Raw genomic sequence first — 23,148 nt, forward strand, 5'->3', positions numbered from 1 at the left:
CTATTTCCTCACACTATCGTGAGAATGTGTTTCTGTTCCGCCATTCCAAAGTGTCAGAATATCTGTAGCTACAGCAGCACCGCTTCCGGCAGCAATATCCAGCTGACTTCTATGCCCCGCTAACGTTCCGATAACATAAATACCCTCAGCAACCAAATGATCGTTATTTTTAAGTTGAATCCTATTTTTTTCAGGCAATGACTTTCTATGAGGTTCAAGGTATTGCTTCAGTCCTTCAATATCAAAAAGATTAGAAGAACCAATACCCACGACTATAACTTTAGTATTATAAGTACTTTTATTTGTTATCACCTCGAAACCACCTCCGTTCATCAATGCAACTTTGATAACTTTTTCTTCAGGAACCTGAGTAATATGAGGATAATTATTTTGAAGCTGCTGGGTCGTTTCGGCTAATAAATCAGCGCCTAATTTCCCGGATTCAATTCCGTATGCATTAAAAAAAACAGCATCCTGAAGAGACGAAGCTTTTTGATGTGTGATAATAGAAATCGTTTTATCCTGAGCAAATGCTTTCTTGTGAGCCGAGCCTAATACTAAAGCACAGGAAACCCCTGAGACTCCGCCTCCAATAATTAAAACGTCAAGCATTATTGTTGTTTTTTAAGTTTCTCATCAATAGATTTCGAAAGTCTGAAAATCAATAAGATGACAACTGCGCAAAGTATGGCAATAATCCCTATCAAGGCAATTAAACTGTCGCCTTCAAAGAGGTTGTTAAAATCTAACTTTGCTATGTTAAATCCAATTAAAACAACAGCAAAAGCAATAATAATATAGGTAAAAATTTTCATTTATAAGGATTTATTTGGACAAAATTACTGAAATTTAAATTATGCAAACAATCCTTTAACATTACCCGCAAATAATTTAACAGCAATCGCCAAAAGAATAACTCCAAATGCTTTTCTAATGACACTTAAGCCATTTTTACCAAGCATTTTTTCAAGTTTGGAAGACGATTTCAAGACTCCGTACACCAAAATTATATTCAACAAAATAGCGATAATAATATTTACAGTATGGTATTGTGATTTTAATGACAATAAAGTCGTCATTGACCCTGCTCCTGCTATTAATGGAAAAGCTAATGGCACGATCGAAGCCGAACTTGCCTCCTCGTCCCTGTAAAGATGAATTCCCAAAATCATTTCCAATGCCAGAAAAAACAAGACGAAAGATCCCGCTACAGCAAATGAATTTACATCAATTCCAACCAGACTTAAAAACTCTTCTCCCACAAAAAGAAAAACAATCATAATCAGACCCGCTACTAACGAAGCCTTTTCTGATTCTATATGACCGTGTTTTACTCTTAAATTAACGATAATCGGAATAGAACCTACTATATCAATTACAGCAAATAAAACCATTCCTACAGTTACAATTTCTTTCCAGCTAATTTCAAACATAGTCTTGTGTTATTTTTTTACAAAGGTATTTTAAATTCAAATTACATGTCAAATAAATTACATGATATCTATATTATATTTAAATTTACTGTAAATAAGACAATTAACCAATTTAAAAACACCATTATGAAAGGCACAAAATTTATTTTCAGCATGATTTTAGTAGTATTTGTTTTTATAACCGTTCAAGCACAAAAACCTTCCGAAGCACAAAAGAAAGCTATAGAAAGCGCTATGTCTATGAGTAAAAACAAAGTTGACGCATCTCAGATCCCTGCAAAATATTCTTTTAGCTGGAAATACAGCATGGAAATGAAGAGCGCCGCTGGAAAATCAATGATAATAGATTATTTTTTAGAACCTAATTCTGCTTATTATGGAGCCAACATGAATAAGACAGGTTCTAATATGTTTATGATAATGGATACTAAAAACAAGCTGATGGTAACCAGTTTTGAAAAAGGATCAAAGAAAACGGCAATGGCATCTAAAATACCGGATTACTCGGCAGCTGCTAATTCGTCAAACACAAAATACACCTACAAATCATTACCAAACAAAGTGATTATGGGATTCAACTGTAAAGGAATTCAGGCAACCAGCTCCACATCGACCATGGTTTTTTATTATACCAATGAAGCAAAAGTAAGTTTTGCAGAAATGTTCAAATCCCAGCAGGACCAAAGCTTGTCAAACGCTCTTAAAGGCTTTTTTAAACCAGGCGAAAAACCGCTGATGATGTCTATGGAGTTCAAGGATTTAAAGGATAAATCAAAGAATGTATCCATGACATGTGTGGCTTTAGAAAAGAAGGCATTCACATTTAACAAATCAGATTATCAGTTTATGTAGAGAATGCAATTAAACTTTGTACTTTTGCACCTCTAAAAATTAAAGCGCAAAATGTTTCAACTAGGCAAAACCATCATTTCTGAAGATATTCTTGAAAAAGAATTTGTATGCAATCTATCTGCTTGTAAAGGAGCTTGTTGCGTTGATGGCGATGCTGGCGCTCCTTTGCTGGAAGACGAAACCAAAATTCTGGAAGACATCTATCCAAAAGTAAAACCTTTTCTTCGTAAAGAAGGTATTGCCGCAATCGAAGCACAAGGAGCCTGGGTAAAAGGAACTGACGGCGATCTCGAAACACCGCTTATTGACAATAAAGATTGCGCCTATGTGATTTTTGACAATAAAACTGCTCTTTGCGGAATAGAACAAGCCTATAATCAAGGAATTATAGATTGGAAAAAACCCGTTTCCTGTCATTTGTATCCAATTCGCGTAAAAGATTTCACCGAGTTTGCGGCTGTAAATTATGACAAATGGGATATTTGTTCTCCGGCATGTGCTTTAGGGAAAGAACTCGAAGTACCGGTTTACAAATTTGTAAAAGAAGCACTCATCCGCCGCTTTGGTGAGGACTGGTATGCAGAACTTGAAAAGGTAGCCGAAGAGCTAAAAAAGCATTAAAAAAGCCAAACCGAATCTAAATTAAAAAACCCTTATTTCACAACACTTAAGAGATTTTTTAATTTTTAAATACCTGATTTACAATAATTTATTAAATTTGTAAAGGTAGGTTTACAAAATGGCTTTTTGTTAAAAACTAAAGGCAATTGTGGATAACTATATCTTTTTATTTACGCAACAAATTTCAATCTTTGTAAACCCCAATCGTTACAAAAAATCTTTTTTTAACTCAATAAAAATCAATTATCTATGTCTATTGTTGAACCAATATTACAAGAAAACAAGAACCGTTTCGTCATTTTTCCGATTAAGCACCATGATATTTGGGAATGGTACAAAAAAATGGAGGCGAGTTTCTGGACAGCAGAAGAAATTGATTTGCATCAGGATTTATCCGATTGGAACAACAAACTAAATGAAGATGAAAAATATTTCATCAAACACATTCTGGCTTTTTTTGCTGCATCGGATGGAATTGTAAATGAAAATCTGGCTGAAAATTTCGTAAACGAAGTGCAGTATGCTGAAGCTAAATTCTTCTACGGTTTCCAAATCATGATGGAAAATATACATAGCGAAACCTATTCACTATTGATTGATACTTATGTAAAAGACGAAGCTGAAAAAGCAGAATTATTCAATGCTTTAGAAGTATTTCCTGCCATTAAGAAAAAAGCAGAATGGGCTTTAAAATGGATTGAATCCGATTCGTTTGCTGAAAGACTAATTGCATTTGCTGCTGTAGAAGGTATTTTCTTCTCTGGTGCATTTTGTTCGATTTATTGGTTGAAAAAACGGGGTTTAATGCCGGGGTTGACCTTTTCAAACGAATTAATTTCCCGTGACGAAGGTGTTCACTGTGATTTCGCAGTCCATTTACACAACCATCATTTAGTAAACAAAGTTCCAACAGCCAGAATCAGAGAAATTATTATTGATGCTTTAAACATTGAAAGAGAATTCGTAACCGAATCACTACCAGTAAGTTTAATCGGTATGAATGCTGCTTTAATGACGCAATATTTAGAATTTGTTGCAGACCGTTTACTTGTTGAATTAGGCTGTGACAGAGAATACAATGCATCTAATCCGTTCGATTTTATGGACATGATTTCATTGCAGGGAAAAACCAACTTCTTTGAAAAACGTGTTGCAGAATACCAAAAAGCAGGTGTAATGAACACCGATAGCGAAGCCCAAAAAATTAGTTTCGACGCCGATTTTTAAAATCATTTACAAGCCAGCCAAACGCTGTTCTTAGCCTATTTAGCCCGGATAAAAATGGAAATCCTTTTTATCTCTCTGGTTTCGTGTTCGTTTGAAAAAACGAATAGCCAAATAAGAGATAAAAAGATTGCAATGGCTAGCCGGATTAGCTTCAAAAAAAAAACACACAATTAATACAAATAACCAGAAACGGAAAAGGGATTTTCTGCTTTCCTAAAAACAAACAATTATGTACGTAGTAAAAAGAGATGGTCACAAAGAACCTGTAATGTTCGACAAAATCACAGACAGAATTAAAAAACTGTGCTATGGTTTAAACGATTTAGTAGATGCTGTAAAAGTTGCCATGCGTGTCATTGAAGGCTTATATGACGGCGTAACAACTTCTGAACTAGACAATCTTGCTGCCGAAACCGCAGCTTCGATGACAATTGCACACCCGGATTATGCACAATTAGCCGCTAGAATTGCTATTTCTAATTTACATAAAAACACCAACAAATCATTCTCGGAAACAATGAATGAAATGTATCATTATGTAAACCCAAGAACCAATCAGGAAGCCCCATTGCTTTCGGAAGAAGTACATAAAGTAATACAGGAAAATGCCGAATTTCTGAATTCACATATTATATACAACAGAGATTTTAATTACGATTATTTCGGATTTAAAACTTTAGAGCGTTCGTACTTACTAAAAATAAACGGAAAAATCGTAGAACGTCCGCAGCATATGCTGATGCGTGTTTCTGTGGGAATTCACTTGAATGACCTTGAAGCTGTTATTGAAACGTACGATTTGATGTCGAAAAAATTCTTTACACACGCAACACCAACGTTATTCAATGCCGGAACACCGAAACCGCAAATGTCTTCTTGTTTCCTTTTGGCTATGCAGGATGACAGTATCGACGGAATTTACGACACCTTAAAACAAACAGCGAAAATTTCACAATCTGCAGGAGGAATTGGATTATCAATCCACAATGTTCGCGCAACCGGTTCTTACATTCGCGGAACAAACGGAACTTCTAACGGAATCGTTCCTATGCTGCGTGTTTTTAACGATACTGCACGTTATGTAGATCAAGGAGGAGGAAAACGTAAAGGAAGTTTTGCTATTTATATTGAAACCTGGCATGCTGATATTTTCGATTTTCTGGATTTGAAAAAAAATACAGGAAAAGAAGAAATGCGTGCGAGAGACTTATTCTTTGCCATGTGGACGTCTGATTTATTCATGAAACGTGTACAGGAAGACAGTTATTGGACTTTAATGTGTCCAAATGAATGTCCGGGATTATATGATGTATATGGGGAGGAATTTGAAACTATGTACATTGATTATGAAACCCGAAAAAAAGGCAGAAAAACAATCAAAGCGCGTGAATTATGGGAAAAAATACTGGAATCTCAAATTGAGACAGGAACGCCATACATGCTATACAAAGATGCAGCAAACCGCAAATCGAATCAGAAAAATCTGGGAACCATTCGTTCATCGAACTTATGTACCGAGATTATGGAATACACATCAAAAGATGAAATTGCCGTTTGTAACCTTGCTTCTATTTCCCTTCCAATGTTTGTGGAAAACGGGAAATTTAACCACGAGTTGTTATTTAAAGTAACAAAACGCGTTACCCGTAACTTAAACAAAGTAATCGACAGAAATTACTACCCGGTAAAAGAAGCTGAAAATTCCAATATCCGTCACCGTCCCGTTGGATTAGGTGTTCAAGGTTTAGCAGATGCTTTTATTTTATTGCGTATGCCTTTTACTTCTGATGAAGCTAAAAAATTAAATCAGGAGATCTTCGAAACATTATATTTTGCAGCTGTAACCGCTTCAAAAGAAATGGCCATTGAAGAAGGACCATACTCAACATTTGCAGGCTCTCCAATTTCACAAGGAGAATTTCAGCACAATCTTTGGGGAATGAAAGATGAAGAATTATCCGGTCGTTGGGATTGGGCTTCATTGCGAAAAGAAGTAATGGAACATGGTGTAAGAAACTCATTATTAGTTGCTCCGATGCCAACCGCTTCTACCTCACAGATTTTAGGTAACAACGAAGCTTTCGAACCTTATACTTCTAATATTTACACCCGAAGAGTACTTTCAGGAGAATTTATTGTTGTAAACAAACATTTACTGGAGGATCTGGTAAACAGAGGGCTATGGAACGAAGAGTTAAAACAGCAATTAATGCGTAATAACGGTTCTGTTCAGGATCTTGACATTCCGCAAGATTTGAAAGAATTATACAAAACAGTTTGGGAAATGTCTATGAAAGACATTATCGATATGTCACGTCACAGAGGTTATTTTATTGACCAATCACAATCCTTGAACTTGTTTATGCAGGATGCCAATTATGCAAAATTAACATCAATGCATTTCTATGCTTGGCAATCGGGTTTAAAAACAGGAATGTACTATTTGAGAACCAAAGCTGCTGTTGATGCGATTAAATTCACATTAAATAACGACAAAAAAACGGAGCCAATTGAAGCTTCAACTGTAAAACCGCAAATCGTTGCTGCTGAAACCGAAGTAGTCGAAATGACTCCGGAGGAATACAGAGCCATGATTGAATTATCTAAAAACGCAGGTCCTGAAGATTGCGAAATGTGTGGAAGTTAATCATTATCGGAAGTAAAATATTTTTCAATAAAAAAACAGCTATCATTTCGGTAGCTGTTTTTTTATACAAATTGCTTCAATCTTCATACCTTTACACCCTAAATTTTATTCAAAATGTCAAAAGATAAAAAAGGAGTTTACACAGGAATCATAGAAAAAGACAGCGACGGAAATTATTTCTGCGGTCCCTATTTATTGGATTATCAATATACTGAGAAAAGTTTCAAATTAGGCGACGAAGTAAACCTCAAAACGGTGATCGAAAATCCTAGTGATAAAAGCTATGATAAATACCCTAAAAAGTCACGTAATTTCTTTTTAGCCAACTTAAAAGAATAGACCGATGGAAAACACAGTCTCTTTTAAAGTAACCTCTGATATGCTTGCAAGTCGCGGGCAGCGGTTTGTAAATTATATCATTGATATCATCATGCAATACATACTGCTTTTTATTTTAGCATTTATAACCGTTATTGTGTCCGAAATATTCAGTTCGACCGCCATATTAGAATGGATGCAGGATATTAGTGATTTAGAAGGAACAATTCTGTTTGTAGCGATTATGATTTTATACTGCACTCTTCTTGAAAGCTATTTCTCCCGAACCATTGGAAAATACATCACTAAAACGATGGTAGTACTCAAAGACGGATCAAAACCGAATTCCCAAATTATCCTAAAACGTACTTTATGCAGAATAATTCCTTTCGATGCACTTACTTTTTTGGGGAATAATGCCCGAGGCTGGCATGATTCATTTTCGGATACTTATGTCGTAAAAAAAGACATTTTTGAAAGAAAACGAGCCCTTTTATATTCTTTTGAAGAAATCGGAAAAAAGGAAAGATAAAGCATCGGATAACTGAAAATACCAATTAAATTCTAAAAAACAGCTGTCATTTTTGATGGCTGTTCTTTTTTACAATTCAATCAAGCTTTTAAAAGAACTACACAAATTATTTGTATGTTTATCCAACAAATTCCGTTTTCAAAAATACTTGAAGATATTATCCAAAAATATGAAGAACCTAATCGTACTGATAGCCTGTTTATTATTTTCTCTTACTTATTCCCAAGAAAAATTTCCAAAAGCACCTTGTGTTACCGATGCTTTACTAAAAGAACTAATTGAAGCTTCACCAGACATAAAAAACCAGCTTGAATTACTGGATAAAAATATTTATGAAGAAGGGATGAAATTTTCGAGAAACTCCTTATCGATACCGCCTTCAGGCTCCATAACCATTCCAATTGTAGTTTATGTAGTTCATGACGGAACTCCACTAACAAACATTTCGGATGCTCAGGTAAACGATCAGCTGAATGCTTTAAACAATTATTATTTAAACACAGGAATAAAATTTTGTCTGGCTACTAAAGCCAATGCAGTCAGTCCGATTCCAACAGTAAATGCTTCAGATATCCAGACGACCACTGGAATTATACACGTTAACAATTCCACCTTGTCGAATCATTCTACAAATTCTCAGTCCAATCTTGTTGCAACCGCAAGTCCACAAATCACAAAAGACAGGTATTTAAGAATTTGGATTGTCAAGAGTATTGATAGCAGCAATTCTGGCATTTTAGGTTATTCGATGTATCCAAATACCTCTCCAATTTTTGATGGAATCGTGATGCGTTATGACGTGTTTGGAAATGGGAATCCAAATTTATTAGCCAATTATAACATGGGAAAAGTATTGGTGCATGAAGTAGGACATTATTTAGCATTACACCATACTTTTGACGGAGGTTGTTCGAATACTTTTAACAATTGTTCATTGGATGGGGATCGTGTTTGCGACACTCCAGCAGTAGCGGCGCCAAACTTCAATTGTATTGCAGGGACAAATTCGTGCCCGGAAATACCTGCTGTTCCTGATGATTTATCCAATTATATGGACTATGGAAACCATGCGTGCCAAAATCATTTTTCAACCGGACAAATTCAAAGAATGCTTTCCACACTTTATTTGTACAGAAGCACTTTATTTGAAACCGACAACATCATTTATACGGGAACCTGTGGATCAAACAATTTATTATCGGCAACAATATCGACGAATGATTTTTCACCGTGTGCAAGCTCAAATGTTGCTACTTCTTTTTCAGCTCCTTTCGCACAGACCTATTCATGGAATTTTGGAGATGCCTTTGCGTCTGTTTCAAATCCAAATACTGCCAATACACAAAGCGCATCACATATTTATACTTCTTCGGCAAATTCACCCTATACAGTAACTTTAACGGTAACAAACAGTAATGGGGAATCGAAAACATCTTCGGTTTTAATCTATGTTACTAATTGTACTCCTATTGCAAATGGCAATTCCTATTGGTATGTGGATGCCAGTAGCGGCTTAAACTTCAGCAGTGGAAAACCTATTTTCGACCCGACATTCCCGAATGCAAATTTTGCGAATCTAAGTTGCAATGCGCAATGCGACAGCTCCGGAAATTTACTTTTTTACACTAATAAATTTAAGGTCTGGAATAATCTACACTCTACAATTAACAGTACTGACTTAATGTTAAATTCAAGTGGCAACAAAAGCGAACAGGTCTTAATCGTTCCGAAGCCACCTGCTAGTGGAAATGCAATTACTCAGTACTATATTTTCATCCAGCAATCCCATAATTCCGGTGCAGCTGATGTTGGTTTCAGATACAATATCGTAAACGTTTCCGGAACGAATGCTACAATGGGAGCAATTCGTCAACCTATAACACTTCCTGCCAGTTACGGTTTTAACGTGGCCACTGACGGAGCACTGCTTGGCATGAGCTGTGTTTCCGCAGTAAAGAAATGCAACGGCAATGACTATTGGATCATCACTTTATTAAAGAAAGGGAACACACCCTATTTGGTTGTCTTTTCATTATCAAATGCAGGTTTGGTTTATCAGAGTGAACAAATGATTGTTGGTACGACACCTTTTTTATCTGATAGCATCATCCAAATTTCTCCCAATGGCAATAAAATATTTTTAATGCATTATTACGGCTCTGCATCTGTTCCATGTCGTTTATTTGATTTTAATAAAGCGCAAGGTATTGTGAGTAGTTCATACACCTCAATATCAATCCCTGAAACACCGTTTCCAACCTATTCGCAAATGTTTGGATCTACATTTAGTCCTGATTCAAACCTATTGTATGTAGCGGATCAATATGCTAAGAAAATATATCAGTTCAATATCAATACGATAGGCATAAATAACTCCAGAAAAGAAATTGCTTCAACAACGATGAGTCCGTGGTCTTTGAAAAATGGCCCAGACGGCAAAATCTATGTTACCATGACTAACACAACCAATGATTATGAAAAACTATCTGTAATTCACAGTCCAAACATCATTTCAACGAATGAAAATCCGAATGCATGTAATTTTTCATTAAATGGACCTAAACCGACTAGTTTTTCATACAGGCTTGGACCAGCGTTACCCAATCATATTGATGCACAACAAGCAACTGCCTATTTTGACCCAAATACAACAAATGTTATAAGCAAATACATAACGGCCTGCAATACGTATAAATTTTTCCCGAATGTATGTGGGACAACATTTGTCTGGACTTTTACAAATACCAGCACCGGGACAAGTAGCACTTCTACGAATACTAATCCAACTTATAATTTTTCACAAAACGGTTCCTATATTATTACACTTAAAGACAATAGCAATGTAACTTTAGGAACTTCTTCTTTACAAATTACAACAGCCCCAATACCGTCCATTTCAGGAAGCGGCACAGCCTGTTTAACGCAGCCCACCGCTAACGTCACTTCTAATTCGGTTGTATTACAAACCGGAGAAACAGGCGTATGGTCAATCACTGGAGGAACTGGAAATATTACAGGTCCAGCGAATCTTAGCAGCGTAAACGCAAGTTGGTCTGTTCTGCCTGGAACCCTTACTTTTACTATGACCAATGCTTTTGGATGTACAAGTACAAACACTCAAACGATTTCTTCTTTTTGTCCAAATCTAAGTAACCAGGAATTCTCTTATTCAGACTTTCAAATAAAGTCCAATCCGTCACATGGCGTATTTATTATTTCCAGCGGAACATATTCAGGAAAAGCGACTATTGAGGTTTTTGATATGCAAGGCAGAATGGTTTCAAAAGAAGCAAATTTTGATTTTAATAAACAAAAAACATTGGATTTAACAGCACTTCAATCAGGTGTCTTCCTTATTAAAATTTTTGGGTATGACTTTATAAGCTCCATGAAAATTATAAAAGACTAATTAATTTGAAGAGACGAACTTTATAATTATGCGTATTTTTGGAATTCAAAAATCAAATCACATAATTTACATCTAATGAAACTGATCCGAACCACATCAGACAACACTGACTTTCAGCAATTGGTAATACAGCTGGATCACTATTTGAAAATTGTTGATGGAGAAGATCACGAATTTTACGCACAGTTCAACAAAACCGGCATGATGAAAAATGTGGTAGTTTGTTATGAAAATGGTGTTGCTGTAGGCTGTGGAGCCTTTAAAGAATACGAAATCCATACCGCAGAAATAAAAAGAATGTTTGTGCTTCCGGAACATAGAAAAAAGGGAATTGCGTCAAAAATTCTAGCTGAATTAGAAGTTTGGGCACATGAGGAAAAGTACACAACCTGTATTCTCGAAACTGGCATTATGCAGCAGCCTGCCATTTCTCTGTATCAAACGCTGGGCTATAGTATCATAGAAAATTACGGACAATACAAAGACGTTGAAAACAGCATATGCATGAAGAAAGATTTAAAATAAAACTATTTTAAAAAACTTCTTAAATTTAACCGAATACTAAAATCATCAATCTGACATCCTATGATGCACTGGGAACAACTATTATCATTAAAACGCCAAGGCGATACCAATAAAAGGTTACGAAAAGAACAGGACGATACGCGTTTGGGCTTTGAAGTAGACTACGACCGTATTATATTTTCCTCCGCTTTCAGAAGCTTACAAGACAAAACACAAGTCATCCCGTTATCAAAAACCGATTTCGTACATACCCGCTTAACGCATAGTCTGGAAGTTTCGGTTGTAGGGCGCTCGTTAGGAAGATTAGTTGGTAAAAAAATCCTTGAAAAATATCCCCATCTGCAGGAGATTCATGGTTATCATATGAATGATTTCGGGGCAATTGTAGCCGCCGCTTCTTTGGCACATGATATTGGGAATCCGCCTTTCGGACATTCAGGAGAAAAAGCTATTGGTGAATATTTCTCCATCGGAAAAGGAAAACAGTTTAAAGACCAATTAACAGATAAAGAATGGCAGGATTTAATTGATTTTGAAGGAAATGCCAACGGATTTTCAGTACTTACCGGTTCTCGTCCAGGTGTTGAAGGTGGTTTGCGGGTGACTTTCGCAACCTTGGGCGCTTTTATGAAATACCCGAAAGAAAGCTTACCTAAAAAACCGACTCCAAATATTGCCGATAAAAAATACGGTTTCTTTCAACAGGACAAAGCTTTCTTTGAAGAAGTAGCCAAAGAATTGGGGCTAATTCCAAATAAAACCGGAAATGATGTTGGCTTCGAAAGACATCCTCTCGCGTATTTAGTCGAAGCAGCAGATGATATTTGCTACACCATTATCGATTTTGAAGACGGAATCAATCTTGGTCTGGTTTCTGAAGATTTTGCCTTAGAATACCTGATTAAATTGGTAAAAGATTCTATTGATTCTTCAAAATACAACGCTTTAACCACAAAAGAAGACAGAATAAGTTATTTGCGTGCTTTGGCCATTGGAAGTTTAATCAACGATGCTGTAAAAGTATTTATCGAAAATGAAGAAGCAATCTTACAAGGTAATTTCCCTTTTGCACTAACCGACAAAAGCAAGTACAAAGCCCAAATGGATGACATCATCAAATTAAGTGTAAAGAAGATATACCAAAGCCGGGAAGTAATCGAAAAAGAGCTGACTGGTTATCAGATTATTAATAATTTACTGGATAAGTTTATTACTGCCTACAACAATAAACACGAAGGCAAAACGTCAAATTTTGACAATTTACTACTGAAAATCTTACCCGAAAAACACCATTTGGAAAAAGATAACCTCTATAGCCGTTTATTGCATATTTGTCATTTTATATCGATGCTAACCGATGGAAACGCTTTGCTTTACAACAAAATAATCTCTGCAAGCAATAATTAGAATATAAATCTAAAGTTCTGCTTTTTAATGTAGAAAAAATTATAACTTTGAGAAAGGCTCCATTAAAACCGTGTTAACTATGAAGAAAAATATACTTTTTTTACTACTGATTGTCAGTAATTTTGGTTTTTCACAATCTTCAAATGAGCTGATTAAAAATTATTTAGAAGCCAATTCAAAAGGGTTAAAACTAACCCAAGGAGATGTTTCAGACTGGATTATTGAAAGCGAGGCAAGTTCAACTTCCACAGGAATTACAAGTTACTATGTGAAGCAGCGTTATTTTGGAATCGAGATAGTAGGCGCCGTTACTAACTTTTCCGTCAAGAATCAAAAAATTATTAATGTCGGGAATCTTTTTCTGTCAGGTCTTTCACAAAAAACAAACACCATCACTCCAAAAATCAATACTTTGGAAGCGTTATCTAAAGTGAATAAACTTTTAAATATTGAAAGCAGAGTCAAACCTGTTTATGAAAAAACAGGTCCATTCAAATATAAAATCACTAACGGACTATTAAAAAAAGATCCTATTAAATCGGAATTGGTTTTTTTCCCGATTAATGACACAACTATTCGTTTGGCCTGGGATTTGAACTTCTATTCTCAAGATTACAATCATTTATGGAGTCTAAAAGTAGATGCTGTAAATGGGGAAATATTAGACAAAAGAGATGTAGTTCTCAAATGCCATTTTGAAACCGATACGCCTGCTTGTGATAACAATCTGTATCATTTCAGTGTTACTATGTTTAAAAATCCGGCACTTGTTGAATCAGGATCTTATCGTGTTTTCCCTTACAACATTGAAAGTCCTAATCACGGTTCAAGGGAATTAATCAATTCACCATACGATCTTACTGCTTCTCCATTTGGATGGCACGACACAAACGGCATCGATGGTCCCGAATTTACCATCACAAGAGGAAATAATGTTTGGGCCAAAGAAGATTTAGCTGGAAATAACGAAGGCGGAACGAGTCCTGATGGCGGAACTGGTTTAACCTTTGATTTCCCTTATGGAGGTACTGACGTCATCGCCACAAATTATACTGATGCCGCCACAACGAATCTATTCTATATGTGCAATGTCATGCACGATATCCTTTATCAGTATGGTTTCAATGAAACAAATGGTAATTTTCAACAGAATAATTATGCAAAAGGAGGTGATGCCGATGATTCTTTAATTGCCGATTCTCAGGACGGAAGCGGATCAAACAATGCGAATTTTACGACTCCGGCCGATGGTATGCAGCCAAGAATGCAAATGTTTTTATGGAACAGACAACCTCCTAAAAAATTAATTACGATAAATTCTCCTGCAGAATTAATTGGGCAGTATCAAGCTAATGATAATAATTTTATCCCCGGACACGCAGATTTACCTCTTTCTCCAAACAGCATCATTAGTGATTTGGTTTTGTATGACATAAATGACGGATGTACTGCTGCCTTAAATGCCAGTCAGCTTAATGGTAAAATAGCGGTCATAAAGCGTGGTCAGTGTAATTTTGTTGTTAAAGTAAAAAATGCGCAGCTGGCAGGAGCAATTGCTGTAATCATTATAAATAATGCTGATGGACAATTTATCATGTCCGGTGATGATGCCGAAATTACAATTCCGGCAATAAGCATAACAAAAGAACTGGGTGATACACTTATTGAGAAGATGGCCTTAGGCACAGTAAATGCAGCTTTAAACATGCCTTTTTCCGGTTTTGTTAATTCTGATAGTGACTTAGCAAACGGAGTGATTGCTCATGAATATGCGCACGGAATTTCAACACGACTCACAGGTGGTCCGGCAAATTCTTTTTGCTTGCAGAGTTCTGAACAAATGGGTGAAGGCTGGTCTGATTTTTATGCTTTAATGCTTCAAATGAAAGGTACCGAAAACGGATCAGAGAGAAAAGGATTTGGAACTTTCTTATCTCAGGAATCTAATGACGGGCAAGGAATTAGAACTTTCCCTTATTCTACTGACATGACAATTGACCCCTTAACTTATGGAGACACAAATGGGATGACTTTTCAAGAAGATGGAGAAACAAAAGTCAATGTTCATTCTGTTGGAGCTGTTTGGGCTTCGGTCCTATGGGATTTAGCCTGGAAATACGTTGAAAAATATGGTTACGACTCAAACATATATACCGGAACCGGAGGAAATAATAAAATAATACAGTTAATTACCGATGCTTTAAAGTTGCAGCCTTGCAATCCATCCTTTATTTCAGGAAGAGATGCTATTTTATTTGCAGACAAAGAAACTACAGGCGGAGTTAACAACTGCTTGATTTGGGAAGTTTTTGCCAGAAGAGGCTTAGGATTGAACGCTTCATCAGGATTGAATTCCGGAGTTGCCGCTATTAACGATCAGGTGGAAGACTTTACAATGCCGCCAATAGAAGACAATTGTACTTCCTACCTGAATAAAGACACTATTATGATTTTCCCAAATCCTGTTGATGATTTATTAAATGTAACTGTTTACGGCTATTCCGGTAATCTGGAAGTTACGATTTTTGACATTAATGGCCGTCGGGTTTACAATGAAAACATAGAAAATTTCAAAATAACCAAAGTAATCGATTTGGATAAATTGCAAAGAGGTGTTTACATACTAAAACTTACCGGAAATAATGTAAATTATACTAAAAAGCTGTTTTTAAATTAATTTACATCAGGCCTTTTTTAAATTTCAGTATCAGACTTTCAACATCAATACCGCATAGTTTTTGCAATTCATTTACGGAACCATGTTCGATAAAATGATCCGGAATACCTAATTTATCTACCGTTATACAATAATTGTTTTTGGCGCAGAATGAAGCGATAAGACTTCCAAATCCGCCTTCGATTGTTCCATCTTCAATTGTAATAATTTGCTCATGCTCTTGGCAGATTTCATGAAGTAACTTTTCGTCAAGCGGTTTTATAAACGAAAAATGAAAATGTGAAAACAAATCACTGTGCTCAATTTCTGCAAACGCATTGATTACATTATTTCCTATTGTCCCGGTAGACAATATTGCTGTTCTTGATCCTTTTTGTAGTATTTTGGCCTTTCCGACTTCAATTTTATCAAATGATTGCTGCCATTCCTGAACAACCCCACGACCTCGCGGATAGCGAATTGCAATTGGATGTTCGAGTCCTAATTGGGCTGTAAACATTATATTCCGTAATTCGATTTCATTAATTGGCGCGTAAATTATCATATTAGGGATGCAACTCAAATAAGCAATATCGAAAATACCATGATGTGTTGCTCCATCCTCTCCAACAAGTCCGGCTCTGTCCAAGCAAAAAATGACCGGTAAATCCTGTAAAGCTACATCATGAATAACCTGATCGTAAGCACGTTGTAAAAAAGTAGAATATACGTTACAGAAAACCACCATTCCTTGAGTTGCCATGCCTGCTGCTAATGTTACGGCATGCTGTTCGGCGATTCCAACATCAAAAGCACGGTTAGGAAACGCTTCCATCATAAATTTCATAGAAGAACCCGTGGGCATAGCTGGAGTGATTCCAACAATTTTTTCATTTTGTTTCGCTAATTCGACCAAAGTCAACCCAAAGACATCCTGAAATTTAGGTGGCAAATTAGCAGAAGACACAGAGTGAATTTTCCCAGTTAAAGGATCGAATTTTCCAGGAGCATGGTATTTAACCTGATCTTCTTCAGCAAGCTGCAATCCTTTCCCTTTTGTGGTAATGATATGTAGAAATTTTGGCCCCTTTACGTTTTGAAGCCGTTTCAATTCTTTAATTAAGCCGAAGATATCATGTCCGTCAACAGGTCCTGAATAATCAAAATTCAATGACTTGATCATATTATTATCTTTCGGATTTTTCCCTTCTTTCACTGCAGTCAGATACTCTTTTAAAGCACCAACACTCGGATCGATACCGATGGCATTATCGTTGAGAATAACCAATAAATTGGCATCTGTAACTCCGGCATGATTGAGCCCTTCGAACGCCATTCCGGATGCAATAGAAGCATCTCCTACAATAGCAATATGCTGTTTGTTAGTTTCTCCTTTCAGATTGGAAGCTATGGCCATTCCTAAAGCGGCTGAAATGGCTGTTGATGAATGTCCGACTCCAAAAGTATCATACTCGCTTTCATTTCTTTTCGGAAAACCTGAAATTCCTCCCAATTGCCTATTGGTATGAAAAACATCCTTACGTCCTGTTAGAATTTTATGCCCATAAGCCTGATGACCTACATCCCAAACCAATAAATCGTCAGGTGTGTTAAAAACATAATGCAAAGCAATAGTCAATTCAACAACTCCTAAACTCGCTCCCAGATGTCCTTCTTTTTTAGAAATAATATCAATAATAAAATCGCGTAATTCCTGGGCCAATTGCGGCAATTGCGACTCTTTTAATTTTTTTAAATCGGCCGGAGTGTTGATGTGCTGAAGTAGATTGCTTTCCATTTTTTGAATAAAAAGCAAATTTACATTATTAAATCGGAATTATTTCTTTTCCGTTTTTGTTGAATCAATAATCGCTTCCGACAAAACCATCCCTAAGGTAGTAATGTGTTGTGTATTCTTGTCAAATTTTACATTTTCAGGTTTGACTTTTCCTTTTACAGATGAAGGTTTTATAAATTTAACTTCATCGATTTTGGGTTTAGGAGCTAAAGAGTCATTTTCATTAAGTGAAATTTCACCAACATGCACATCATTCTGATTTATTGAATCATTAGCTATGGTATCATTCACCACGGCCACTTCGCCTAAAGGAAATCCTTCAGAATTCTTACAGCTAAAAAGCGATGTGCCCATCACGACAAAAAGCGCTAATAAAAAGGCTTTTCGGAATGTCATTTTTTTATTCAAAATACTTTGTGGGATTTGTAAGTTGAATGTATTAACCTGCTCGTTTTTAAATCGTCCGCAAACATTTTTTCCTTGATTCAGGGTAAAATATTCCTGGATTTCCGAAGCATTCATTTTGGTAAAATCGACAACGCTTTTTACACAGCTTCCGCAAAATCGGCCCGTTTCATCCGATGTCATTGCATTCCAATCTTCATGGCAAGGTTTTGGAATTGTTATTTTAAATTTTTCTTCCATAATTGAGCAGTTTGGTTTTCCTTAATGAAGCTAAAATTATGCCAAAATTGTACTTTTACACAATGGAAAACATTTTCACAGACGAATATTTTATGAAAAAAGCGCTGCAGGAAGCGGAAACGGCTTTTGAAAAAGGCGAAATTCCTGTTGGAGCTATTGTTGTCATTGACAATCGGGTGATTGCCAGAAGTCATAATCTGACCGAATTATTACATGATGTTACCGCTCATGCGGAAATGCAGGCCATTACGGCTTCGGCTAATTTTTTAGGTGGAAAATACCTGAAAGACTGTACACTTTATGTAACCTTAGAACCTTGCCAAATGTGTGCTGGAGCTTTGTATTGGAGCCAGATTTCAAAAATTGTAATTGGGGCTCGGGATGAACAGCGCGGTTACATCAAAATGGGAACACAATTGCATCCGAAAACCGTAGTAGTTACCGGTGTTTTAGAAAATGAATGTGCCCATTTAATGAAAACGTTTTTTTTATCTAAAAGACGTAATTAGCCCCGATTGAAACGGCATCCTTTGTTTGACTTCTTTAGGAAAACAAAGATATAGTGGAAAGCGGGAAATAGCTCAAAATAAAAAAACCGCCCCAAAAATGGAACGGTTTAAACCTTCATCGGTGTGCAAAAAATAATTTATTATCCTTCGATAACTACTACTTGAGCAGCAACTTTACCTTTTCTTCCTTCTTCTTCTTCGTATGAAACACTGTCTCCTTCGCGAAGCTCTTCGGCTTTAATACCTGTAGCGTGAACGAAGATGTCTTTTCCTGTTTCATCGTCTGTAATGAATCCATAACCTTTAGATTCATTAAAAAATTTTACTTTACCTGTGCGCATTCTTTTAATAAAAAATAATTAATAATAGTCAAAGATATACTTTTTTGTTAAACAAACAAGTTTTTGATTAAAAACTTAAAATTCGATCGTAAACTATTCTGTTTCAGAAGCTAAATAAAAAAGAAAAAACAATCTGACTCTATTATTGCTTGATATTTACTCTAATTGACAGCTCTTCCAATTGCTTATCATCTATTACTGAAGGTGCATCAATCATCACATCACGCCCTGAATTATTTTTAGGAAAAGCAATAAAATCACGTATCGTTTCCTGTCCTCCCAAGATAGCCACAAGCCTGTCTAATCCAAAAGCCAAACCACCGTGTGGTGGCGCTCCATACTGAAACGCATCCATTAAGAATCCGAATTGGTTTTTCGCCTCTTCTTCAGTGAAACCTAAGTATTTAAACATTAATTGTTGCGTGGCCTTATCGTGAATACGGATAGATCCTCCTCCTATTTCATTTCCATTCAGCACCATATCGTAAGCATTCGCACGGACTTTCCCCGGATCAGTTGGCAACAAGTGCATGTCTTCCGGTTTTGGCGATGTAAAAGGGTGGTGCATCGCATGATAACGTCCGCTTTCTTCATCAAATTCCAATAATGGAAAATCTACAACCCATAGTGGCGCAAATTCATCCGGTTTTCTCAATCCTAACCTTGTAGCCACTTCCATTCTGAGTGCGCTTAACTGTGTACGGGTTTTATCAGCTGGACCTGAAAGCACAAAAATCATGTCTCCTGCTTTGGCTCCAGTCGTTTTTGCCCAATTGGACAAATCATCCTGATCGTAAAATTTATCTACAGATGATTTATACGTTCCGTCTTCATTGCATTTTACATAGACCATGCCTGAAGCGCCAACTTGTGGTCGTTTCACCCAGTCAATTAATCCATCTATTTCTTTTCTTGTGTATTCTCCGGCACCTGGAACAGCGATTCCGACTACTAATTCAGCTGCATTGAAAACCGGAAATTCCTTGTGCTTAGAAAATTGGTTTAATTCCCCGAATTCCATTCCGAAACGGATATCCGGCTTATCATTACCATAGGTTTTCATAGCATGTTCGTAAGTCATTCTTGGAAATTTCTCTACTTCGATACCTTTGATTTCTTTTAGCAAATGACGCGTTAAGCCTTCGAAAATATTTAAAATATCTTCCTGCTCAACGAAAGCCATTTCACAATCTATCTGTGTGAACTCAGGCTGACGGTCAGCACGTAAATCCTCATCACGGAAACATTTCACGATTTGGAAATACTTATCCATTCCACCAACCATCAATAATTGTTTGAAAGTTTGCGGCGATTGCGGCAAAGCATAAAACTGCCCTTCATTCATTCTGCTGGGCACAACAAAATCGCGGGCGCCTTCTGGAGTAGACTTAATCAAATAAGGTGTTTCCACCTCACAGAAATCTTGAGCCGAAAGGTAATTTCGAACTTCTTGCGCTACTTTATGGCGAAATAAAAGGCTGTTTTTAACCGGATTTCTTCTAATATCCAGATAACGATATTTCATTCTAATATCTTCTCCACCATCCGTTTCATCTTCAATCGTAAATGGAGGAGTCATAGCGGCATTTAAAACCGTCAATTCCGAAACCAAAATTTCGATATCTCCAGTTGCCATGTTTGGATTTTTTGATTCTCTTTCGATAACCGTTCCTTTTACCTGAATTACAAATTCACGACCTAAAGTCTTCGCCAATTCAAAAACAGCTTTATCAGTTCGGTTTTCATCAAAAATCAATTGCGTAATTCCGTATCGGTCACGCAAATCAACCCAAATCATAAATCCTTTATCGCGTGATTTCTGGACCCAACCCGCAAGTGTGACTTCTTTATTAATATGTGAAGCTTTTAGTTCTCCACAATTATGACTTCTGTACATGTTTAAAATTTTAGATTACTTCGTCAGTTCTCCCTAACTCGGGTGCAAAAATACTATTTTGTTTCAAGTTACAAGTTTATGAAATAAGGTTTTCTTCCAAAAAAGTCAATTACCTGAGAATCCCAATGTTAAGTTTTCACTCAATGTTATCAAATTGTTAAGTCAAAGTTTTTTTATTGTAAATATTTTTATATATTTGTTATATAATTGTGAAACTTTAAAACCCAAAGCTATGAAAAAATACATGTTATTAGGAGCATTAGTAATCTCAGGAGTTATTTTTGCACAGGAAGTTGAGCCGAAATATGAAATTCAAGGTAACTTGGTTAAAGCAACCTATTTCTATGACAATGGCCAAATAAAACAAGAAGGGTTTTATAAAGATGGAAAAGTTCACGGAAAATGGATTTCATACAACGAAGAAGGAAGCAAAATTTCTTTGGGAGAATTTACAGATGGAGCAAAAACAGGAAAATGGTTTTTCTGGAATGACAGTTCTTTAAACGAAGTAGATTATAATGACAGCCGTGTAGCTGAAGTAAAAAAATGGTCTTCTGAAACTTTAGTGAATAGAAATTAAAAATAAAGACAACCCAAATCCGCCTTTTTTGAACAGAAAGGTTTTTGATTAATTCATACAAAAAAGCTTCTCAGACGAGAGGCTTTTTTATTTATCCAAATAATTTAAAATCAATTCATTAAAGCATAAAAACAAAAAAACCCAAACTTTCGTTTGGGTTTTGTGCGGATAATAGGACTCGAACCTACACGCCTTGCGGCACCAGATCCTAAGTCTGGCACGTCTACCAATTTCGCCATATCCGCAAAATTGTGAGTGCAAATATAAGCATAACTTCCAAAAAACAAAGAAAAATTTAAAAAATTATTTTCGCCTTTTTTTGTACATTTGGATTTTATCTAAAATTTGAAATGGAAAATATAAAATCTTACGTTCAACAAAACAAAGAACGCTTCATTAACGAACTGATTGACCTACTTAAAATCCCCTCTGTAAGTGCAGACAGTGCCTATACACAAGACGTTATTGACACCGCAAATGCCGTTAAGGTAAGTCTTGAAAAAGCAGGCTGCGATTTTGTAGAACTTTGTGAAACTCCAGGTTATCCGATTGTTTATGGGGAAAAAACAATAGACAAAAACTTACCTACGATTCTGGTTTACGGCCATTATGATGTCCAGCCGGCTGATCCTATGGAATTATGGACGTCTCCACCATTTGAACCTGTTATCAAAACAACTGATATTCACCCTGAGGGAGCAATTTTTGCCCGCGGTGCGTGTGATGATAAAGGACAAATGTATATGCACGTGAAAGCGTTCGAATATATGATCCAAAATAATTGCCTTCCATGTAATGTCAAATTCATGATTGAAGGAGAAGAAGAAGTAGGTTCAAAAAGTTTAGGATGGTTTGTAGAAAGAAATCAGGAAAAACTGGCTAACGATGTGATTTTAATTTCGGACACCGGAATGATTTCAAATCAACAGCCTTCAATTACTACCGGATTACGTGGCTTAAGCTATGTTGAAGTGGAAGTTACCGGTCCAAATCGTGATTTGCATTCAGGATTATATGGCGGAGCAGTTGCTAATCCAATCAATGTATTAACAAAAATGATTGCTTCTTTACATGACGAGAACAATCACATCACTATTCCCGGTTTTTATGACAAAGTAGAAGAACTTTCAACGGAAGAAAGAGCTGAGATGGCTAAACGTCCTTTTTCTTTAGACAATTATAAAAAAGCATTAAATATTGCCGATGTATACGGCGAAACCGGATATACAACAAACGAAAGAAACTCCATCCGTCCTACTCTTGACGTAAATGGAATTTGGGGTGGTTATACTGGTGAAGGAGCTAAAACCGTTATTGCAAGCAAAGCTTTCGCTAAAATCTCCATGCGTTTGGTTCCAAATCAAGACTGGGAAGAAATCACTGAATTGTTCACTAAACACTTTGAAAGCATCGCCCCAGAATCTGTAAAAGTAGTCGTAAAACCGCACCATGGAGGTCAGGGCTATGTAACCCCTATTGACAGTATCGGATACCAAGCTGCTAATAAAGCATACACAGAAACTTTCGGTGTTCCTGCAATTCCGGTACGTTCCGGCGGAAGTATTCCAATTGTAGCTTTGTTTGAAAAAGAATTGAAAAGCAAAACTATTTTAATGGGATTCGGTTTAGACAGTGATGCTATTCACTCTCCAAACGAACATTTCGGAATTTTCAACTATCTGAAAGGAATCGAGACCATTCCATTATTCTATAAATATTTTACAGAATTAAGCAAACAATAAATTATTTCC

Annotated in this window: 20 protein-coding genes and 1 tRNA gene; 13 read left to right on the forward strand and 8 right to left on the reverse strand. The window is 36.3% G+C overall.

The genetic code is table 11. The features are described 5' to 3' along the window. Genes ACRDEC_RS01685 through ACRDEC_RS01695 form a run of 3 tightly spaced genes read right to left on the reverse strand, consistent with a single transcriptional unit; the run spans window position 1 to window position 1,433 of the window. Window positions 1–612: an FAD-dependent oxidoreductase gene (locus ACRDEC_RS01685; protein WP_431496596.1), complete on the reverse strand. Its 612-nt coding sequence runs from the start codon at window positions 610–612 to the stop codon at window positions 1–3. Next, window positions 612–815 (reverse strand): hypothetical protein, encoded by a 204-nt coding sequence (locus ACRDEC_RS01690; RefSeq protein WP_431496597.1) that lies wholly within the window; start codon window positions 813–815, stop codon window positions 612–614. Before ACRDEC_RS01690 ends, ACRDEC_RS01685 begins: the two co-directional genes overlap by 1 nt. 39 nt (window positions 816–854) lie before the next feature. Further along, window positions 855–1,433: a MarC family protein gene (locus ACRDEC_RS01695; protein ID WP_431496598.1), complete on the reverse strand. Its 579-nt coding sequence runs from the start codon at window positions 1,431–1,433 to the stop codon at window positions 855–857. A 45-nt stretch (window positions 1,434–1,478) separates the two neighbouring features. On the opposite strand from ACRDEC_RS01695, the gene ACRDEC_RS01700 reads away from it, so the two are divergent. From ACRDEC_RS01700 to ACRDEC_RS01745, 10 genes are all read left to right on the forward strand, one after another. Continuing rightward, on the forward strand, window positions 1,479–2,285 hold the full coding sequence (locus ACRDEC_RS01700) for a hypothetical protein (protein WP_431496599.1): 807 nt from the start codon (window positions 1,479–1,481) through the stop codon (window positions 2,283–2,285). A gap of 51 nt (window positions 2,286–2,336) precedes the next feature. Then, window positions 2,337–2,906 carry a DUF3109 family protein gene (locus ACRDEC_RS01705; protein ID WP_431496600.1) on the forward strand — a complete coding sequence of 190 codons (570 nt, stop codon included), beginning with the start codon at window positions 2,337–2,339 and terminating at the stop codon, window positions 2,904–2,906. A gap of 249 nt (window positions 2,907–3,155) precedes the next feature. Next, window positions 3,156–4,133 carry a ribonucleotide-diphosphate reductase subunit beta gene (locus ACRDEC_RS01710; RefSeq protein ID WP_431496601.1) on the forward strand — a complete coding sequence of 326 codons (978 nt, stop codon included), beginning with the start codon at window positions 3,156–3,158 and terminating at the stop codon, window positions 4,131–4,133. Window positions 4,134–4,362: 229 nt separating this feature from the next. Beyond that, complete coding sequence (locus tag ACRDEC_RS01715) at window positions 4,363–6,780, forward strand: ribonucleoside-diphosphate reductase subunit alpha (protein WP_431496602.1); 2,418 nt, start codon at window positions 4,363–4,365, stop codon at window positions 6,778–6,780. A 114-nt stretch (window positions 6,781–6,894) separates the two neighbouring features. Further along, window positions 6,895–7,119, forward strand: a complete 225-nt coding sequence (locus tag ACRDEC_RS01720) for a hypothetical protein (protein WP_431496603.1) — start codon at window positions 6,895–6,897, stop codon at window positions 7,117–7,119. A gap of 4 nt (window positions 7,120–7,123) precedes the next feature. Then, a complete protein-coding gene (locus ACRDEC_RS01725; protein WP_431496604.1) occupies window positions 7,124–7,630 on the forward strand; it encodes an RDD family protein in 507 nt (168 codons plus the stop codon). A 169-nt stretch (window positions 7,631–7,799) separates the two neighbouring features. After that, window positions 7,800–11,039 (forward strand): M43 family zinc metalloprotease, encoded by a 3,240-nt coding sequence (locus tag ACRDEC_RS01730; protein WP_431496605.1) that lies wholly within the window; start codon window positions 7,800–7,802, stop codon window positions 11,037–11,039. A gap of 75 nt (window positions 11,040–11,114) precedes the next feature. After that, window positions 11,115–11,564, forward strand: coding sequence for a GNAT family N-acetyltransferase (locus ACRDEC_RS01735; RefSeq protein WP_431496606.1), 450 nt, complete (start codon window positions 11,115–11,117; stop codon window positions 11,562–11,564). 63 nt (window positions 11,565–11,627) lie between these two features. Further along, entirely contained in the window at window positions 11,628–12,971 is a 1,344-nt protein-coding gene (locus tag ACRDEC_RS01740; RefSeq protein WP_431496731.1) for a deoxyguanosinetriphosphate triphosphohydrolase, read from the forward strand. Between the two features lie 79 nt (window positions 12,972–13,050). Next, window positions 13,051–15,648, forward strand: coding sequence for a T9SS-dependent M36 family metallopeptidase (locus ACRDEC_RS01745; protein WP_431496607.1), 2,598 nt, complete (start codon window positions 13,051–13,053; stop codon window positions 15,646–15,648). 1 nt (window position 15,649) lies between these two features. Here the strand turns inward: ACRDEC_RS01745 and ACRDEC_RS01750 are convergent, their stop codons facing one another. Together ACRDEC_RS01750 and ACRDEC_RS01755 are read right to left on the reverse strand one after the other, a co-directional pair. Beyond that, window positions 15,650–17,425: a 1-deoxy-D-xylulose-5-phosphate synthase gene (locus ACRDEC_RS01750; RefSeq protein WP_431496608.1), complete on the reverse strand. Its 1,776-nt coding sequence runs from the start codon at window positions 17,423–17,425 to the stop codon at window positions 15,650–15,652. A gap of 39 nt (window positions 17,426–17,464) precedes the next feature. Further along, window positions 17,465–18,070 carry a hypothetical protein gene (locus ACRDEC_RS01755; RefSeq protein WP_431496609.1) on the reverse strand — a complete coding sequence of 202 codons (606 nt, stop codon included), beginning with the start codon at window positions 18,068–18,070 and terminating at the stop codon, window positions 17,465–17,467. A 62-nt stretch (window positions 18,071–18,132) separates the two neighbouring features. Between ACRDEC_RS01755 and ACRDEC_RS01760 the strand changes: the two genes are divergently transcribed. Next, window positions 18,133–18,579: a nucleoside deaminase gene (locus tag ACRDEC_RS01760; RefSeq protein WP_431496610.1), complete on the forward strand. Its 447-nt coding sequence runs from the start codon at window positions 18,133–18,135 to the stop codon at window positions 18,577–18,579. Window positions 18,580–18,719: 140 nt separating this feature from the next. Here the strand turns inward: ACRDEC_RS01760 and ACRDEC_RS01765 are convergent, their stop codons facing one another. Together ACRDEC_RS01765 and aspS are read right to left on the reverse strand one after the other, a co-directional pair. Next, the gene (locus ACRDEC_RS01765) at window positions 18,720–18,920 is read right to left on the reverse strand and encodes a cold-shock protein (protein WP_135526724.1); all 201 of its coding nucleotides are present in this window, start codon (window positions 18,918–18,920) and stop codon (window positions 18,720–18,722) included. A gap of 142 nt (window positions 18,921–19,062) precedes the next feature. Continuing rightward, window positions 19,063–20,817 carry an aspartate--tRNA ligase gene (gene aspS, locus ACRDEC_RS01770; RefSeq protein WP_431496611.1) on the reverse strand — a complete coding sequence of 585 codons (1,755 nt, stop codon included), beginning with the start codon at window positions 20,815–20,817 and terminating at the stop codon, window positions 19,063–19,065. A gap of 232 nt (window positions 20,818–21,049) precedes the next feature. On the opposite strand from aspS, the gene ACRDEC_RS01775 reads away from it, so the two are divergent. Continuing rightward, on the forward strand, window positions 21,050–21,397 hold the full coding sequence (locus ACRDEC_RS01775; protein ID WP_431496612.1) for a toxin-antitoxin system YwqK family antitoxin: 348 nt from the start codon (window positions 21,050–21,052) through the stop codon (window positions 21,395–21,397). Window positions 21,398–21,560: 163 nt separating this feature from the next. Here the strand turns inward: ACRDEC_RS01775 and ACRDEC_RS01780 are convergent. After that, window positions 21,561–21,642, reverse strand: a tRNA-Leu gene (locus ACRDEC_RS01780). Window positions 21,643–21,747: 105 nt separating this feature from the next. On the opposite strand from ACRDEC_RS01780, the gene ACRDEC_RS01785 reads away from it, so the two are divergent. Next, a complete protein-coding gene (locus tag ACRDEC_RS01785) occupies window positions 21,748–23,139 on the forward strand; it encodes a dipeptidase (RefSeq protein WP_431496613.1) in 1,392 nt (463 codons plus the stop codon). Window positions 23,140–23,148: the final 9 nt, after the last annotated feature.

It is taken from the genome of Flavobacterium sp. (assembly GCF_050696275.1).
Taxonomy (GTDB): domain Bacteria; phylum Bacteroidota; class Bacteroidia; order Flavobacteriales; family Flavobacteriaceae; genus Flavobacterium.

Bases quoted from the DNA above. Each gene is read 5' to 3' on its own strand.
- aspS (WP_431496611.1), bottom strand. From the start codon at position 20,817: ATGTACAGAAGTCATAATTGTGGAGAACTAAAAGCTTCACATATTAAT.
- ACRDEC_RS01740 (WP_431496731.1), top strand. From the start codon at position 11,628: ATGCACTGGGAACAACTATTATCATTAAAACGCCAAGGCGATACCAAT.
- ACRDEC_RS01700 (WP_431496599.1), top strand. From the start codon at position 1,479: ATGTCAAATAAATTACATGATATCTATATTATATTTAAATTTACTGTA.
- ACRDEC_RS01760 (WP_431496610.1), top strand. From the start codon at position 18,133: ATGGAAAACATTTTCACAGACGAATATTTTATGAAAAAAGCGCTGCAG.
- ACRDEC_RS01685 (WP_431496596.1), bottom strand. From the start codon at position 612: ATGCTTGACGTTTTAATTATTGGAGGCGGAGTCTCAGGGGTTTCCTGT.
- ACRDEC_RS01705 (WP_431496600.1), top strand. From the start codon at position 2,337: ATGTTTCAACTAGGCAAAACCATCATTTCTGAAGATATTCTTGAAAAA.
- ACRDEC_RS01750 (WP_431496608.1), bottom strand. From the start codon at position 17,425: ATGGAAAGCAATCTACTTCAGCACATCAACACTCCGGCCGATTTAAAA.
- ACRDEC_RS01735 (WP_431496606.1), top strand. From the start codon at position 11,115: ATGAAACTGATCCGAACCACATCAGACAACACTGACTTTCAGCAATTG.
- ACRDEC_RS01725 (WP_431496604.1), top strand. From the start codon at position 7,124: ATGGAAAACACAGTCTCTTTTAAAGTAACCTCTGATATGCTTGCAAGT.
- ACRDEC_RS01690 (WP_431496597.1), bottom strand. From the start codon at position 815: ATGAAAATTTTTACCTATATTATTATTGCTTTTGCTGTTGTTTTAATT.
- ACRDEC_RS01755 (WP_431496609.1), bottom strand. From the start codon at position 18,070: ATGGAAGAAAAATTTAAAATAACAATTCCAAAACCTTGCCATGAAGAT.
- ACRDEC_RS01720 (WP_431496603.1), top strand. From the start codon at position 6,895: ATGTCAAAAGATAAAAAAGGAGTTTACACAGGAATCATAGAAAAAGAC.
- ACRDEC_RS01775 (WP_431496612.1), top strand. From the start codon at position 21,050: ATGAAAAAATACATGTTATTAGGAGCATTAGTAATCTCAGGAGTTATT.
- ACRDEC_RS01695 (WP_431496598.1), bottom strand. From the start codon at position 1,433: ATGTTTGAAATTAGCTGGAAAGAAATTGTAACTGTAGGAATGGTTTTA.
- ACRDEC_RS01710 (WP_431496601.1), top strand. From the start codon at position 3,156: ATGTCTATTGTTGAACCAATATTACAAGAAAACAAGAACCGTTTCGTC.
- ACRDEC_RS01730 (WP_431496605.1), top strand. From the start codon at position 7,800: ATGAAGAACCTAATCGTACTGATAGCCTGTTTATTATTTTCTCTTACT.
- ACRDEC_RS01715 (WP_431496602.1), top strand. From the start codon at position 4,363: ATGTACGTAGTAAAAAGAGATGGTCACAAAGAACCTGTAATGTTCGAC.
- ACRDEC_RS01745 (WP_431496607.1), top strand. From the start codon at position 13,051: ATGAAGAAAAATATACTTTTTTTACTACTGATTGTCAGTAATTTTGGT.
- ACRDEC_RS01785 (WP_431496613.1), top strand. From the start codon at position 21,748: ATGGAAAATATAAAATCTTACGTTCAACAAAACAAAGAACGCTTCATT.
- ACRDEC_RS01765 (WP_135526724.1), bottom strand. From the start codon at position 18,920: ATGCGCACAGGTAAAGTAAAATTTTTTAATGAATCTAAAGGTTATGGA.